Below are 15,199 nucleotides of genomic sequence, written 5' to 3' on the forward strand. Positions count from 1 at the left end.
GGGATAGAGTAGTTATCCGATTGTGATGCTATAACGACATGTAAATGTTTCATTCGCTTGTAAAGATTGAATTCCCTTTTTGTCCTTGAAATCTTTTGCTGGATTTATTTCATCAGCGATTCCATGCCAAGGTTCAATACATAAGAAAGGTGCGTTATTCCCTGGTGTCCATACGCCGACAAATGGGAAGCCATCAAATTCTACTTTTACAAATTTATTATGTTTATGAGAACGAATCGAAATTTCATTCGTATTCATATTTTCAAAAATAAGCGCATCATTTTTAAATAAATCATATGTAAGTGGCAATTCAGTTGTATTTTCAGCGATTAATTGCTTTTTGTTTGAAAGATAAGGTCCTTCTAATACGCTTGTTTCTAAGCGTTCCGAACCATTAAACGATAAATGATAATCTGTAAATGATTCACCGTCCAATAAAGGGAAGTTGAAGCCAGGATGTGCTCCGATTGAGAAGAACATCTCTTTTGAAGTAGGATTGTTTACTTCATATGTTACATGAACGATTTGTCCATCTAGCTCATAAGAAACGAGTAGTTCGAATTCGTATGGGTATTTTTTTAATGTTTCTTCATTACTAGTAACGATATAAGTGATTTTTGTTTCGCTTTGTTCTTTCACAGAGAAAGTAAGATCACGAGCGAAACCGTGTTGTGTTAATGAATATGGTTTACCGTCTACGTAGTATGTATTATCTACTAATCGGCCGACAATTGGGAACAAAATTGGTGCACGGCGTCCCCAATAAGTAGAATCACCTTGCCATAAATATTCTGTGTTGTCTTCTTTTAAGCGAACGCTCTGTAATTCTGCACCTTTGTCAGAAATGGAAACGATCACTTTTTCATTTTGAATTGTTGCTGTCATGAAGTGAAACCTCCTAAATCTTTCATATGTTTCATTATACGTTGTCTAAAAGGAAAAAGGTAGTTTATGATAGGAATCTATTGACGAAAGAGGGGCTACCACGTAAAATATAATCTTGTTGCTTAAAAAACGAATAACGTGGTTCGAAACCATCCCACGTAAAAAAACTAAGGAGATTTTGTCATGAATATTAGAACTTTAGTAGGTAATGGTATTTTAGCGGCATTATATATTGCTGTTTCTATGCTTATTCAGCCATTTGGCTTTACGAATGTACAATTTCGTATTTCAGAGATGTTTAATCATCTCGTTGTATTTAACAAGAAAGCAATTTACGGAATTGTATTAGGTGTATTTTTAACGAATCTCTTTTTCTCACCTATGATCGCTTACGATTTAGTATTTGGAGTAGGGCAATCTATTCTTGCGTTAGTTGCAACGATTATTTCTATGCGATTTATTAAAGGTGTTTGGGCTCGTATGATTTTTAATACAGTTATCTTTATGATTACAATGTTTATGATTGCAATTGAACTTCATCTTGCATTGGGTTTACCATTTATGTTGTCTTGGTTAACTTGTGCAATCGGTGAATTTGTTGTCATGGCGATCGGTATGCCTGTAATGTACTGGATTAATAAGCGAGTACAATTTGAAAGATTTATGTAATAGATGAAAGAGCTATTCCTATAGGGATAGCTCTTTTTGTATGTAATCATATTGAATATAATGCTGTGACTCTAGATAAAATATAATAAAATAAAGTGAGGCTTCAATTAGCCGGATATATATAAGAAGTCTTACATAAGGGGAATGTAGTATGAAATATAAAATTCATTGGTTGTATAAAACGAAGCGTGGATTGCAGACGGAATTAACAACAGAGTATATGAACATAGAAGAAGTACTTCAATTTGCAGAGGATTTTGAGAAAACAGGAAGAGCTAAGGAACTTTTATTTTACGATGAAATGGACGCAGAATGGTCATTAAAAGAGATGAAAAAGTTAAGTAAGCAAGTAGAGGAAGAGCCCCAAGAAATACTCGTTTATTTTGATGGGGGGTATGATGTGCAAACGAAAGAAGCTGGCGTTGGTATATGTGTGTATTATAAAAAAGGAAATACAAACTACCGCATTCGCCGCAATGCATATATAGAAGGTATATATGATAATAATGAAGCGGAATATGCATCATTATTATACGGTATGAATATACTCGAGGAACTAGGGATTAAGTATGAAGCAGTTACACTTCGCGGAGATTCACAAGTGGTACTACAGCAATTAGCCGGAGAATGGCCTTGTTATGATGAGCATTTAAATCATTATTTAGATCAAATTGAACAAAAGGCGAAGCAAATGAAATTAAAACTTGTATGTGAACCGATATCTAGAAAACAAAATAAAGAAGCACATCAATTAGCAACGCAAGCATTAGAAGGGACAGTCATTGATAGTCATAAAGAAATAACCGAATAGAGAGGTGCAAAGGTGGATAAAAAGCAACTCATTACAGAGGTAAATGACTTATTAGAAACATATTGTGAAGGATGTTTTTTGCGAGAACATAATCGAAAGACAAATAGTAAGTATTATGCTCATTCATTTTGTATAAGACAATGTACAGTTGGAGAAACATTGAAAAAGTATGGAGAACAGTTGTCATAAAAAAACATCCAGAGAAAATTCTCTGGATGTTTTTTAGTGCTTTGCTTCGTTTAATTGCTGCTCGCATTTGCTTAGTTTCTTTTCCTCGTTCATTAAAAATGGTTCATCTAAATCTACTGCAACAGATTTCATAATTTCAAGCTGTGAGCGAGCTGCTTCTACTGCAGTAGTAGCATGCTCTAATGTATCTGGATCCATTGAAATTGTTGCTGATCCTACCATTTTTTGTGCTGTTTCTACACGGAATTTTACTTCTTCAAAATCATTTACTTCTGATCCCATTGTTACTGCCTCCTTTGTATATTGCGCATTTCACATAGTTTTTGCTCTGTAAAACGGAAATATACAAAGGAATAATAAAGGAGGTTACCAAGTAAGGTAACCTCCTGTTATATGTTGGATTAAAGTTTTACTACGTTAGCAGCTTGAGGTCCGCGGTTACCTTCAGTAATGTCGAAAGATACTTCTTGACCTTCTTCTAAAGCTTTGTAGCCGTCTCCTTGAATAGCAGAGAAATGTACGAATACATCGTCAGCGCCTTCCATTTCGATAAATCCAAAACCTTTTTCGTTGTTAAACCATTTTACTTTTCCTTGCATGTTATAATTCCTCCTAAAAGCGTTTACTATTTTCATTTAGTGAAATTCATTTAAAAAATAATCTAAACTAAAAATGCTATATTCTTGAATATTCTGCTAAATGATTAATTTAAATATACACGAATTGGGAGAATTTAGTCAAGTAAGCGATTTTATTTTTTGTATTTTTAAATAATTTTTCAGTCGAATTTTTAAATAGGTATAGGACAGGCCGAGTATGTAATATTCTTAATTGAATGCTATACATAATGAGGTGAAAGAATGAATAAGTCTTATTTATTAGATAATGAAGGAATAAGAACGAGAACCGACATACCGGATTGGGTTGCAAAAGAATTTGAGATTTTTTCAAGTGTCGTGTTAGAACCAACTTTTCCATGTTATTTCGGTTTAACAGCTTTGAAAAAGAATGAACTTCGTTATTCATTTCTTTCTCATAATGATTGGAGTCATTTGCCGCATACAATGTTATCTTTTTTAGAGTTAATGAAAGAGAGGCCGATTGTAAGAAGGGGCTTTTTCCTTTTTATAGAACCGGAATGTGAAGAACAATCACTCGAATATTACCGCGATTCTTTTTGGAAAGTGCTACAGTATTTGCATGAAAACGATGATCAAGCATGGCCAAAGCAAATTCCTGAAGATCCAGACCATTATTTATGGGAATTTTCATTTGGTGGTGAGCCAATATTCGCATTTGGAAATGCGCCAGCTTATAAACAACGAAAAACTAGACATTTAGGGAATGCTCTCGTTATTGGGTTTCAGCCACGCACTATTTTTGATGGATTAGAGGGAGATCGTCCTAAAGGAGCATATTCAAGACAAATGGTCCGTGAGCGAGTTGAAAAGTGGGATCAATTGCCGAAACATCCTAACATTAGTCATTATGGTGACCCAGAGCATCGTGAATGGAAACAATATTTCATAGGAGACGATGTAGAACCAATAAAAGGGAAATGCCCTTTTCTTCATAAGATAAAAAAGTAAGAGCCATCACCTAGATGGCTCTTTTGTATATTTTGGATAAAAAAGGGTATTTTATTACGAAAGCTAGTCTATTTTTTCAAATTACATCATTAACTAGTAGTAAAGAGAGTAGAAAGGATAGAGCGATGATTGGAGCAATTATACAGCAAATTGTATTAGGTATATCATTAGCTGCGCCAGTAGGGCCGATTAATATTGAAATGTTAAAACGAGGAATTGAACGTGGGTTTTGGCACGCTTGGGTTGTTGGAATTGGTGGAATGACTGCAGATGTTTTATTTATGCTTCTCATTTATTTCGGTTTATCTTCTGTGTTTATGTATACATATGTACAAGCCTTCATGTATTGCACGGGTTTTTTCTTGTTATTTTATTTAGGATTTCAAAGTGTAAAACAAGGAATTTTCGAATCGAATATGGAATATAAAAAAGAAGAGGTAGGTGGCCTTAAGCAATCGTTTATGGCAGGGTTTTTAATTGCGATATCCAATCCATTAAATCTTGTTTTTTGGTTTGGTATATACGGAAGTACACTTAGCTCATTACTTACGAAGGTAACGAAACAAGAAGCTTTTTTGTACAGTCTTTGCATTATTGTTGGTATTATTTTATGGAATTTAAATATTGCATTTTCTGTACATTTTGGAAGAACTTTATTAAAACCAAAAGCGCTGGGCTACATAACAGCCGGAGCAGGTATTATTTTAGTAGGTTACTCTATACATTTTGCATACAAAGCTTTACAGTTGTTCACATAAGATTGAAGGGGAGATTTTTATGTATCGAACCACTATTGACGGAAAAGAAATTATCATTACGTTAGCGCCAAAAATCCGAAAAGAAATTACTGATAGAAATCCACTATATGAAGCGGTATTTCATAATGCTGCAAGATTGCTACAAACAAAGCAACCGACGTTTGCAGTAAATCATGAAATATTTGGTCTCATTATTGGAGAAGTGCAAAGAGGAGAAGTAACAGTGTTTGCAGTGGAACATATTATTCCGAAGCAAAATATATTTGGACCAAATAATTTTTTCTCGACAATAGAACAGCAGGCAAATTTGTAAAGTGAATAGAATAAGAATAGAAAAGAAATAGTCGTAACGATATGTTGCGGCTGTTTTTTTGGAAAAGGGGGAAACAAGATGAAAAAAGTGGGGAAAGAGTTCTTTTTACAACATGATATCGTTATTATGTATAGCATTCTATTTATTTTCATTATTATTTTAAAAATGCAATTTTTTACGTGGTTTGGGATGTTAGTATGTATGTTTGGGATTGTTTTCTATACACTTAATGAATATATGACACATCGTTTTTTATTCCATATAAAGCCACCTAAAAACACATTTCTATTAAAAATGTTAAGAAGATTGCATTATGATCACCACGTATATCCAGATGATTTAAAACTTTTGTTTTTACCAGTATGGTTTAGTATACCTAGTTTTACTATATATTTACTTGTAGCATATGGTATTACAAAAAGTGTTACTATTACACTTTCATTTGGAATCGGAATGATTATTATGCTGCTCGTTTACGAATGGAAACATTATATTGCCCATAGACCGATTCGTCCCGTCACTAAGTTTGGAAGATGGCTAAAAAAACAACATATATTACACCATTATAAAAACGAAAAGTTTTGGTTCGGTGTTTCAAATCCAGTATTCGATTTTATATTTGGAACACTTAAAGACGGAAAAGATGTTGAGTTAAGCGAAACAGCTCGTAATTTAGAAAAGGAAAAAAAGACAAAAGTAGTGCGTTAAGCACTGCTTTTGTCTTAATGAGGAAAAAAGTAAAGTGTCACTTTATTTTGAAAAAGTATATTAAAAATTTGGGGGAATTTGCCGAAAAATGTCTATCGAAAAATCTTTGCATGAATGTATGGATTGTCTAAAATGAGTATAGGTTTCTGAATATTTATAAAATTTAGTCTTTAGGTATGCAAAGGGGAAGTGTATTTCAAGTAAGAGAGGGGATCGGTTAATGAAACGAGATGATACGTCAGCACGTAAGTTGCAAAATGAGGTGAATTATACAGAGGTCGTTCAGTCGGAAGAATTTCAATTGTTATTAAATACGAAAAAGAAGTTTATCGTTCCAATGAGTATTTTCTTTTTTAGTTTTTTTATTGCACTGCCTATTTTAACGTCGTATTCAAAGGTGCTTAATACACCTGCATTTGGTGATGTTACATGGGCGTGGGTATTTGCTTTTTCCCAATTTATCATGACATGGGCACTATGTATGATTTATAGCAAAAAAGCAGAATCATTTGATGAAATCTCCCAAAAAATTCTGCAAAACATGCAAAAAGGGAGGGGCTGAACTTGAATACTACTGCGTTTGCACTATTTTTAATTATCGTTCTTGGTACGCTAGTCATAACCTATTTTGCATCGAAAAAAACGAAAAATGCGAGTGAATTTTATACGGCCGGAGGGGGATTAACTGGTTGGCAAAATGGTCTAGCCATTGCTGGAGATTACATGTCTGCTGCTTCATTTCTTGGTATAGCCGGAGCAATCGCATTAACTGGGTTTGATGGATTCTTTTATAGTATCGGTTTTTTAGTTGCTTATTTAGTTGTACTGTATCTTGTTGCAGAACCGCTTAGAAATTTAGGAAAGTACACTTTGGCGGATATGATTGCAGCACGCTTTGATGCGAAAAAAGTTCGCGGAGTTGCAGCTCTTAATACGATGACGATTTCTATCTTTTACATGATTGCACAATTAGTTGGCGCGGGTGCACTTATTAAATTATTATTAGGGATTGAATATACGACATCTGTATTAATCGTTGGAACACTTATGACGGTGTATGTTATTTTTGGAGGTATGACAGCAACGAGCTGGGTACAAATTGTAAAGGCTGTATTACTTATGGCTGGTACGTTTATTATTTCTGTTATCGTTTTCGCAAAATTCAACTTCAGCGTGACTGAAATGTTCGCCCAAATGAAAACAGCTACACCTTTAAAAGATTCATTTTTAAATCCAGGTGTAAAGTATAAGGATGGTCTTGATACACTTTCTTTAAATTTAGGACTAGTACTTGGTACAGCTGGATTACCACATATACTAGTCCGCTTTTTTACAGTACGTGATGCAAAAACTGCACGTCAATCTGTCGTATATGCGACGTGGTTAATTGGTGCATTTTATATTATGACGATTTTCTTAGGATTTGGTGCGGCAGCGTTTGTAGGAAATGAAGCGATTATTAAAGCAAACCCAGCTGGTAATATGGCGGCACCTTTATTAGCCAAAGCGTTAGGTGGAGACTTCTTATTTGCTTTCGTATCAGCAATTGCTTTTGCAACGATTTTGGCTGTAGTGGCAGGTCTTGTATTAACAGCAGCATCAGCATTCGCTCATGATTTTTATAATGAAATCATTCGTAAAGGAAAATCAACGGAAAAAGAGCAAGTATCCATGGCTCGTTATGCATCTATTGGAGTAGCGATACTATCTATCATACTTGCATTATTTGCCCAAACACTAAACGTAGCATTTTTAGTATCATTAGCATTTGCAGTTGCAGCGAGTGCAAATCTACCAGTAATTTTATTTACAATATATTGGAAGCGTTTTAATACAACGGGTGCTATTTCGGGTATGATTGTAGGTCTCGTATCGGCAATTGTTCTCGTAGCGTTGAGTCCGAATGTTTGGAACCCTGTAGCTGGAAAAGCTATTTTTGTTGGGGAAGCATTATTCCCATATACGACACCAGGAATTATTTCAATTCCACTCGGATTTCTTGCAGCATATTTAGGAACGGTTTTATCTAGTAAGAAAGAAGATGCAGCGAAATTTGATGAAATTCTAGTGAAATCTAATACTGGTCATGGCATTAGCGATGCGTCTTCACATTAAATAAAAGAGGAGCTTTTCGATAGATAAGAAAAGCTCTTTTTTCTTTTGTCATTTTCTTGTAAATATTACTGATTTGTAAGTAGGATTTGTCTTAATTTTGTGGAATGAAAATAGCAGGGAGAAATTTAAGTCATCATGGCACCAGCGCAGCTTTTGTGAAAAATAAGTTGTTATGGAAGGTGGAAGTAATGATGAAAACGAAGCAAACTGATGAATTATTAGCAAAAGATGAGCAATATGTTTGGCACGGAATGCGTCCCTTTAGTCCAAATAGTACAATGGTAGGGGCAAAAGCTGAAGGGTGCTGGGTTGAAGATATACAAGGAAAAAGATATTTAGATGGTATGAGTGGCCTTTGGTGTGTGAATAGTGGATATGGAAGAAAAGAGCTCGCAGAAGCGGCTTATAAGCAATTACAAACATTATCATACTTTCCAATGTCACAATCCCATGAGCCAGCTATAAAGCTTGCTGAAAAGTTAAATGAGTGGCTTGGGGGAGAGTATGTTATTTTCTTCTCAAATAGTGGTTCAGAAGCGAACGAAACAGCTTTTAAAATAGCAAGACAATACTATGCTCAAAAAGGTGAACCACATCGTTATAAATTTATGTCACGTTACCGTGGGTATCACGGGAATACAATGGCGACAATGGCAGCGACGGGACAAGCGCAGCGTAGATATCAATATGAGCCGTTTGCTTCAGGTTTTTTACATGTAACACCACCGGATTGTTACCGTATGCCTGAAATTGAAGGGCAGCATATTTATGATGTAGAATGTGTGAAAGAAGTCGATCGTGTTATGACGTGGGAATTAAGTGAAACAATTGCTGCTTTTATTATGGAACCTATTATTACAGGCGGGGGCATATTAATGCCACCACAAGACTATATGAAAGCTGTTCATGAGACGTGTCAAAAACACGGTGCCTTGCTTATTAGTGATGAAGTGATTTGCGGTTTTGGACGTACAGGAAAAGCATTCGGATTTATGAATTATGATGTGAAGCCAGATATTATTACAATGGCAAAAGGCATTACGAGCGCATATTTACCATTATCTGCAACAGCTGTGAAAAAAGAAATATATGAGGCTTTTAAAGGTAAAGGAGAATATGAATTTTTCCGCCATATTAATACATTTGGTGGAAATCCAGCAGCTTGTGCATTAGCACTTAAAAATTTAGAGATTATGGAAAATGAAAATTTAATTGAGCGATCTGCACAAATGGGTTCCCTTTTATTAGAGCAACTAAAAGATGAAATTGGGGAACATCCACTTGTTGGGAATATTAGAGGAAAAGGTCTATTAGTTGGGATTGAATTAGTAAATGATAAAGAGACGAAAGAGCCAATTGATAATGATAAAATAGCAAGTGTTGTAAATGCTTGTAAAGAAAAGGGTTTAATTATAGGACGAAACGGTATGACAACAGCAGGATATAATAACGTCTTAACATTAGCACCGCCGCTTATTATTTCAAGTGAAGAAATTGCCTTTGTTGTTGGAACGTTGAAGACGGCGATGGAACGTATTTAATAAAAAGAGAGAGGAGCGAGCTGTAATATAAGGCTCGCTTTTGTTTAGTAGGAGGGGACTTTTAATGGAGAAATATGATCCTAACAAACATTATCACATCGGATATTATGAAGACGGATATGATTTAGAAGTGACGGCGTACAAAAGAATAAATGAACCAGTTTGGGATGCTTATATTCCGCACTATGAGGCAGACGATTTTTATAAGAAAGTGGAGGGAATGAAGCTAGGTAAATATATAGATGATTATGGCATTATGGTGTATTCATTTGGGAATGATATTGATGATGATGAAGCACGAATTATTTTTGAAAATGGTTAAAAAAGAACGGGATTGTTTAAAGATAAAACAAAAAGGAGATTGCTATCTTATAAAATAGCAATCTCCTTTTATTATAGTAAGTTTATTTACTTGCTTTCATTGCTTTATCTTTTGCACCAAAAGTGTATTTTAACATTGGTGGTGTAATCATTGTAGTTAAAATAACGACAATAACGATTGCTGTAAAGTAATCTTGTGCCAATAGACCTGAAGAAAGTCCTGTTCCTGCGATGATAAGTGCAACTTCACCACGAGAAACCATTCCAGCACCGATAATTGCAGAAGACTTAGCGTCAAATCCAGTCATTCGTGCACCGAATCCACAGCCGATTAATTTCGTTAATACAGCAATAACAGTTAATGCTAAGATGAACCAAATTTGATTGCCGATACCGTCAAATGTAATATTCATACCGATACTAACGAAGAATACGGGAACGAACATAGCGTAAGCAATTGGTTCTACTTTCTTTTCTACTTCATGTTTGTAGTTTGTTTGAGAAATTGCAATACCAGCAGCGAAAGCACCGATAATACCAGCAATTCCTAATAATTCGCCGAAATATGCGAATGAGAAACAGATGATAAGAGCCGCGCTCACGATAGACTCAGATACGCGTAGTGGTGATAACCAGCGCATAATCGCAGGAACACCTTTCCATCCGATTAAAATAATAGAAGCGAAGAATACAACTTTCTTCAAGATAACCATTGTTAAGTTAACATCATCTGTGCCTAAGAAGCTCATTGCAAATGCTAATAAAATAACAACAAGAATGTCATCAAATACAGCGGCTCCAAGCATCGTCGTACTTTCACGTGTTTTCATTTTACCTAAATCACGAAGTGTTTGTACGGAAATACTAACACTTGTCGCACATAGAAGTAATCCTAAGAATACAGCGTTTCCTTGTTCCATTCCCATCACAAGACCGGAAACGTAACCACCTACGAATGGAAGAATGATACCTCCGAGTGCAACTGCTAAAGAAGAATTACGATTTGCGTTTAATTCTTCTAAGTCTGTTTCAAGTCCAGCCATAAACATTAAAAGAATAACCCCGACATTACTTAATTGAGTTAGAAGTTCTGAATTTTCAATCCAACCTAATACAGCTGGACCGATAACGATACCGACAATTAATTTACCTAGTACAGAAGGTTGACCTAATCTAACACTAAGATCACCAGCAAGCTTTGTACTTAATAAAATAAGTGCAATTTGAAAGAAAAATTCGAATTCCATCTGATCCTCTCCTCGTCATTTTTAATTTTATCATACGATTTCTCGGAATTTGCCTAATGAAAATATGTAAAACCCATTAAACAAAAGGGTCTGATTACAAGTTCTTTTGAACTCGTAATTTGAACCTGTAATTAATATATAATAAAATTTATTAAAAATCAATGAAAAAATAGCAGATTTTCATGATGGAATTTGATTTAGGTATGAAGGGAATGGCTATATAATAAGAAGAAATAAAGCAATATTTTTAATGAATTGGAGAAGGAAACATGTTATTAAATAAACGCTTTACAATTGGAGAAATGGCAAAAATGCATAATATCGCAGAATCTACATTGAGGTATTATGATGAAAAAGGAATTTTTCATCCGTCCATTGTTGATCCTCAAACGAATTATCGTTATTATACAATCGATCAATTTTCACTGTTAGATACGATTAAATTTTTACGCCAGTTAAATATTCCGTTAAAGGAAATTAAGAAATATATTGATGAAAGAAATCCAACATACGCACTCAATTTACTGGAAAAACAACAAGAAATGATGCTGAAGAAACAAAGAGAAATTGAATATGCTTTAGCAAAAATGGAACATAGAATTCATTTAATAAAGAAGGCGACGAAAGCGGAAACCGATCGAATACTTATTAAAAAAATACCAAAAAGAAAAATAACAGCGATTGCAGTGGCGCCAAATACGACAGATGATATGTTTGATTATTATATCCATTCGCTTCAAAAAAATATGAAGCAAATGGATGATAGTCTATTTTCAGGAGATATAGGTGTGACAATTTCCAAAAAAGCATTCATGCAAAAGGAGTTTCAAGCATATAGCAGCGTATTTATTCTTTTGGATTATATGCCTTATCAAGTACATAGTTCAGATTCAATTAAAGCTGGTATGTTTGCGTGCGCTTATCATCATGGATCATACGAAGAAACAGGTGAAACATATAAGAAATTAATGGAATACATTAATCAAGAAGGATATGAAATAAGTGGAGATTCGATTGAGATTGGATTAATTGATTGGTCTGTAACGGAAAATCCAGAGGAGCAAGTAACAGAAATTCAAATTCCAGTAATGAAAAAATAGAGTGTAGGACTTTCATTAATTACAAGCCTGCATCAATTCCGATAATTAAATTGCCTATTTTTTTAATTCTCTCTTGACCTTCAAGTTACTTGAAGGTTTAAACTGTGAACAGAGCGTTGAAAAAGGAGCATAATAGTATGGAAGCAACAGAAAAATTAAGAGAAAAACCAGTTAAAAGTTTATTTATTTCTTATTTAATACCAGCCGTTCTTGGAATGGTTTTAATGTCAGTGAATATTGTAATTGACGCGGTTATGATTAGTAGAGGAGTTGGGGCGAACGGTTTAGCAGGAGTAAACGTGGCTATTCCAGCGTTTTCGATTTTCTTCTCTATTTCATTATGGATCGGGATGGGCGGGGCAACGTTATATTCTATTGCATTAGGTGAAAATAAACGAGAAAGAGCAAGGTCTATTTTTACTCAATCCATGACGGTAGCAGTTGTTATCGTAGGTGTTTTAGCGGCTATTTGTTTATGGAGAATAGAAGATTTAGCGTACTTATTTGGTGCAAATGAAGTGATTTTACCATATGCGTTAGACTATTTACACGTATTACTAACATTTGGAATGATATACGTTTTAGAAAATATTTTAAGTACATTTATACGAAATGATGGAAATCCTAATTTAGCAATGGCTGGTCTTGTTGTAACAGCTGTATTAAATATACTGTTTGACTATATCTTTATTTTTATCTTTGGATGGGGCGTAACAGGTGCTGCTTCAGCGACTATTCTTTCAGCAGCGATTGGTTTCCTTGTATTATTAACTCATTTCTTTAGAAAAAGTAGCATTTTAAAATGGACGAAATTCCATTTTGAATGGGATACTGTCAAACAAATTATGGTGATTGGTTTCCCAAGTTTTACAGCAGAAAGCACAGTTGCAATCGTAACGATTGGTTTTAATATCGCATTTGTTCAATATGCAGGAGAAGTAGGAGTAGCTTCCTATGCGATGGTGAATAGTATTCATGCAATGACATTACTATTATTCTTCGGTGTTGGAGCAGCATTGCAACCAATTGCTAGTTTCCATTACGGGGCAAATTTATCAGAGAGACTTCGTGAAGGATTGAAGTTTGCTGTGAAAATTGCAGTTGTCCTCGGAGGCGTTGCGATAATTGTCGGATTATTCTTCGGGAAATATATCATTGGTTTATTTGATGTTCAATCTCCAGAATTATTGGAGTTAACCTTAACAGGTATTAGTTTATTCTTTATCCAATACGTATTTTTAGGTTATAACATTGTGTATGGAGAGTACTTCCAATCAGTGCGACAAACGAAGAAATCAGTACTTATTATAATGAGCCGAGGGTTACTATTTATCATTCCATTGTTATGGATTATGCCAAAATTATTTGGGATAAACGGAATTTGGCTCGTTATGCCAGTTGCGGAAGTAATGACAGCGATTATCGTATTTACGATGAATCGTATGAAACATCCTGTTCCATTAAATATGGCAGGAGAGAAAGAAGCGATATGATGAAGAAAATCCCCCTAAGCAATTAAGGGGATTTTTTTATTCCTTTAAACTAATCGCAAAAGATCCATCCGTTTCTTGAACAGAAGCAAAGGCAACGTTTTTAATATGTGTAATTCCTTTTTCTTTTAATTCTTTATATAACCATTTTTCATCTTTATGTATCAACTTTAAGTTATCATATTGAATTTGTGAATCGACAATAAGTGCAATTGGTAATCCAGCATACTTAACATCTATGTTTAAATCTTTTGGAGTTAATGGTACAAGTTCTCTTTTTGGTAAAATACTAATAGCTCCGTTCGCTTCTAAAATGGCGTATTCAATTTCATGAACACTCGGATATCCTGCAACGCGAAGATTAGAAAGTAGTTCGGCAATGGGATATCTACTTTTTTGTAAGTTCTCAAAAATAATATCACCATGTTTAATTAAAATGATAGGGTGTCCGAGAATAAAACGATTTAGTTTGTTGAATAGGCTTAATTTTGTAAGGAGTAAATGTAAACATGTAATAACAACCATACCGAGAAATGCTTGTAAAGCACCAGAGACGGGTATGGCCTGGAAAGCTAAATAAGATAAAAAGATTATAGCCCCAAAATCATGAGGAGTTAGTTGTGCTAACGCGGATTTACCGAGTAACTTAAGCGATAGTAAAAATAAGATGAAAAAGAACGACACGTTACATAAAAAGAGAAGCAATAGAGACACTCCTTGGTGTAAAGTTGTACTTACTATTCCCGAAAGTAATATAAATATTACCTTTCAGAGGATAATTTAGGGTTTATTGGAATTTGTCTGTATACAAACAAATAAATGGATATTATCATGAAGGAAGTAAAAGAAAATAGGAGTATATGAGTATGAGAAAGAAGAAAATAATAAAGTGCATTTTAGTTGTTATAATGATTTGCGCAGTATATGCGGGGTTTTTACAATATCACATTTATAAGCATGGACATATGAATGCAAGTGACGATGCTGAGTACATAATTGTACTAGGATCGAAAGTAAATGGAACGAAACCATCTTATTCATTGCAATATCGTATTGATAAAGCAGCTGAATATTTAAAATCACATGAGAAAACAATCGCTATCGTATCTGGAGGACAAGGAAAAGGTGAAGACATTTCAGAAGCATTAGCAATGAAACAAGGACTAATAAAACAAAACATCGCAGAAGACCGTATTATAATGGAGGACAAATCTAAGAGTACAGATGAGAATATTACATTCTCAAAACCGTTAATTCCAGCCGATATGAAAAAAGGTATGATCGTAACAAACGATTTTCATATGTTTAGAGCGAAAAAATAGCTGCCAAACAAGGTTTACAATTAGAAGGTCTTCCGGCAAAAACACCGAAACCAATCATCATTCCATCGAATGTACGAGAATATTTAGCAATTACACAGTATTGGTTTATGAATCGAATATAGTGAAAGTGATCCCGCCTGA

The 15,199-nt window shown here is 34.5% G+C and carries 17 protein-coding genes, 2 pseudogenes and 1 riboswitch; of the genes and pseudogenes, 14 read left to right on the forward strand and 5 right to left on the reverse strand.

Annotation, left to right across the window (positions count from 1 at the left end):
* Positions 1-12: 12 nt before the first annotated feature.
* Entirely contained in the window at positions 13-885 is an 873-nt protein-coding gene (locus ATL10_RS02380; RefSeq protein WP_097924915.1) for an aldose 1-epimerase family protein, read from the reverse strand.
* 132 nt (positions 886-1,017) lie between these two features.
* A riboswitch (PreQ1 riboswitch) is annotated at positions 1,018-1,062 on the forward strand.
* Positions 1,063-1,068: 6 nt separating this feature from the next.
* Between ATL10_RS02380 and ATL10_RS02385 the strand changes: the two genes are divergently transcribed.
* The 3 genes from ATL10_RS02385 to ATL10_RS02395 all read left to right on the forward strand — a co-directional run bounded on the left by ATL10_RS02385 (position 1,069) and on the right by ATL10_RS02395 (position 2,554).
* Positions 1,069-1,554, forward strand: a complete 486-nt coding sequence (locus ATL10_RS02385) for a QueT transporter family protein (RefSeq protein WP_110496369.1) — start codon at positions 1,069-1,071, stop codon at positions 1,552-1,554.
* Positions 1,555-1,705: 151 nt separating this feature from the next.
* Positions 1,706-2,365, forward strand: a complete 660-nt coding sequence (locus ATL10_RS02390) for a ribonuclease H family protein (RefSeq protein ID WP_000875548.1) — start codon at positions 1,706-1,708, stop codon at positions 2,363-2,365.
* Positions 2,366-2,377: 12 nt separating this feature from the next.
* Entirely contained in the window at positions 2,378-2,554 is a 177-nt protein-coding gene (locus ATL10_RS02395; protein WP_000358801.1) for a zinc-finger domain-containing protein, read from the forward strand.
* A gap of 33 nt (positions 2,555-2,587) precedes the next feature.
* On the opposite strand, the gene ATL10_RS02400 is transcribed toward ATL10_RS02395, so the two are convergent.
* Positions 2,588-2,836: a DUF2564 family protein gene (locus tag ATL10_RS02400; RefSeq protein WP_000534400.1), complete on the reverse strand. Its 249-nt coding sequence runs from the start codon at positions 2,834-2,836 to the stop codon at positions 2,588-2,590.
* Between the two features lie 119 nt (positions 2,837-2,955).
* Positions 2,956-3,153 carry a cold shock-like protein CspB gene (gene cspB, locus ATL10_RS02405; protein ID WP_001161731.1) on the reverse strand — a complete coding sequence of 66 codons (198 nt, stop codon included), beginning with the start codon at positions 3,151-3,153 and terminating at the stop codon, positions 2,956-2,958.
* A 261-nt stretch (positions 3,154-3,414) separates the two neighbouring features.
* Between cspB and ATL10_RS02410 the strand changes: the two genes are divergently transcribed.
* The 8 genes and pseudogenes from ATL10_RS02410 (at position 3,415) to ATL10_RS02445 (ending at position 9,920) form a co-directional block, all read left to right on the forward strand.
* Complete coding sequence (locus ATL10_RS02410; RefSeq protein ID WP_061660303.1) at positions 3,415-4,143, forward strand: YqcI/YcgG family protein; 729 nt, start codon at positions 3,415-3,417, stop codon at positions 4,141-4,143.
* Positions 4,144-4,157: 14 nt separating this feature from the next.
* On the forward strand, positions 4,158-4,901 hold the full coding sequence (locus ATL10_RS02415; protein ID WP_139062871.1) for a LysE family transporter: 744 nt from the start codon (positions 4,158-4,160) through the stop codon (positions 4,899-4,901).
* Positions 4,902-4,920: 19 nt separating this feature from the next.
* Complete coding sequence (locus ATL10_RS02420; protein ID WP_000286361.1) at positions 4,921-5,214, forward strand: hypothetical protein; 294 nt, start codon at positions 4,921-4,923, stop codon at positions 5,212-5,214.
* A gap of 78 nt (positions 5,215-5,292) precedes the next feature.
* Positions 5,293-5,922 carry a sterol desaturase family protein gene (locus ATL10_RS02425; RefSeq protein WP_110496371.1) on the forward strand — a complete coding sequence of 210 codons (630 nt, stop codon included), beginning with the start codon at positions 5,293-5,295 and terminating at the stop codon, positions 5,920-5,922.
* Positions 5,923-6,142: 220 nt separating this feature from the next.
* Positions 6,143-6,484, forward strand: a complete 342-nt coding sequence (locus ATL10_RS02430) for a DUF485 domain-containing protein (RefSeq protein ID WP_097924913.1) — start codon at positions 6,143-6,145, stop codon at positions 6,482-6,484.
* 2 nt (positions 6,485-6,486) lie between these two features.
* Positions 6,487-8,037 (forward strand): solute symporter family protein, encoded by a 1,551-nt coding sequence (locus ATL10_RS02435; RefSeq protein WP_001098239.1) that lies wholly within the window; start codon positions 6,487-6,489, stop codon positions 8,035-8,037.
* A gap of 191 nt (positions 8,038-8,228) precedes the next feature.
* Positions 8,229-9,578 (forward strand): aspartate aminotransferase family protein, encoded by a 1,350-nt coding sequence (locus tag ATL10_RS02440; RefSeq protein WP_000850960.1) that lies wholly within the window; start codon positions 8,229-8,231, stop codon positions 9,576-9,578.
* 64 nt (positions 9,579-9,642) lie between these two features.
* Positions 9,643-9,920, forward strand: a pseudogene (locus ATL10_RS02445) (DUF3986 family protein).
* Between the two features lie 62 nt (positions 9,921-9,982).
* Here the strand turns inward: ATL10_RS02445 and ATL10_RS02450 are convergent.
* Positions 9,983-11,146 (reverse strand): cation:proton antiporter, encoded by a 1,164-nt coding sequence (locus ATL10_RS02450; RefSeq protein ID WP_000393901.1) that lies wholly within the window; start codon positions 11,144-11,146, stop codon positions 9,983-9,985.
* Between the two features lie 269 nt (positions 11,147-11,415).
* Between ATL10_RS02450 and ATL10_RS02455 the strand changes: the two genes are divergently transcribed.
* Positions 11,416-12,246 (forward strand): MerR family transcriptional regulator, encoded by an 831-nt coding sequence (locus ATL10_RS02455; RefSeq protein ID WP_000925941.1) that lies wholly within the window; start codon positions 11,416-11,418, stop codon positions 12,244-12,246.
* Between the two features lie 137 nt (positions 12,247-12,383).
* Positions 12,384-13,739, forward strand: a complete 1,356-nt coding sequence (locus ATL10_RS02460) for an MATE family efflux transporter (protein WP_050843133.1) — start codon at positions 12,384-12,386, stop codon at positions 13,737-13,739.
* Positions 13,740-13,775: 36 nt separating this feature from the next.
* Here the strand turns inward: ATL10_RS02460 and ATL10_RS02465 are convergent, their stop codons facing one another.
* Positions 13,776-14,441: a DUF421 domain-containing protein gene (locus ATL10_RS02465; RefSeq protein WP_097924911.1), complete on the reverse strand. Its 666-nt coding sequence runs from the start codon at positions 14,439-14,441 to the stop codon at positions 13,776-13,778.
* Between the two features lie 161 nt (positions 14,442-14,602).
* Here ATL10_RS02465 and ATL10_RS02470 point away from each other — a divergent pair.
* Positions 14,603-15,180 (forward strand): annotated as a pseudogene (locus ATL10_RS02470) (YdcF family protein).
* Positions 15,181-15,199 lie beyond the last annotated feature (19 nt).

The sequence above is a fragment of the Bacillus sp. 196mf genome, from assembly GCF_003217275.1.
GTDB classification, from domain to species: Bacteria; Bacillota; Bacilli; order Bacillales; family Bacillaceae_G; genus Bacillus_A; species Bacillus_A thuringiensis_S.

Coding starts and splice junctions, on each gene's coding strand:
- ATL10_RS02380 (WP_097924915.1), bottom strand. CDS start 885: ATGACAGCAACAATTCAAAATGAAAAAGTGATCGTTTCCATTTCTGAC.
- ATL10_RS02385 (WP_110496369.1), top strand. CDS start 1,069: ATGAATATTAGAACTTTAGTAGGTAATGGTATTTTAGCGGCATTATAT.
- ATL10_RS02390 (WP_000875548.1), top strand. CDS start 1,706: ATGAAATATAAAATTCATTGGTTGTATAAAACGAAGCGTGGATTGCAG.
- ATL10_RS02400 (WP_000534400.1), bottom strand. CDS start 2,836: ATGGGATCAGAAGTAAATGATTTTGAAGAAGTAAAATTCCGTGTAGAA.
- cspB (WP_001161731.1), bottom strand. CDS start 3,153: ATGCAAGGAAAAGTAAAATGGTTTAACAACGAAAAAGGTTTTGGATTT.
- ATL10_RS02410 (WP_061660303.1), top strand. CDS start 3,415: ATGAATAAGTCTTATTTATTAGATAATGAAGGAATAAGAACGAGAACC.
- ATL10_RS02415 (WP_139062871.1), top strand. CDS start 4,158: ATGGCTCTTTTGTATATTTTGGATAAAAAAGGGTATTTTATTACGAAA.
- ATL10_RS02420 (WP_000286361.1), top strand. CDS start 4,921: ATGTATCGAACCACTATTGACGGAAAAGAAATTATCATTACGTTAGCG.
- ATL10_RS02425 (WP_110496371.1), top strand. CDS start 5,293: ATGAAAAAAGTGGGGAAAGAGTTCTTTTTACAACATGATATCGTTATT.
- ATL10_RS02430 (WP_097924913.1), top strand. CDS start 6,143: ATGAAACGAGATGATACGTCAGCACGTAAGTTGCAAAATGAGGTGAAT.
- ATL10_RS02440 (WP_000850960.1), top strand. CDS start 8,229: ATGAAAACGAAGCAAACTGATGAATTATTAGCAAAAGATGAGCAATAT.
- ATL10_RS02450 (WP_000393901.1), bottom strand. CDS start 11,146: ATGGAATTCGAATTTTTCTTTCAAATTGCACTTATTTTATTAAGTACA.
- ATL10_RS02455 (WP_000925941.1), top strand. CDS start 11,416: ATGTTATTAAATAAACGCTTTACAATTGGAGAAATGGCAAAAATGCAT.
- ATL10_RS02460 (WP_050843133.1), top strand. CDS start 12,384: ATGGAAGCAACAGAAAAATTAAGAGAAAAACCAGTTAAAAGTTTATTT.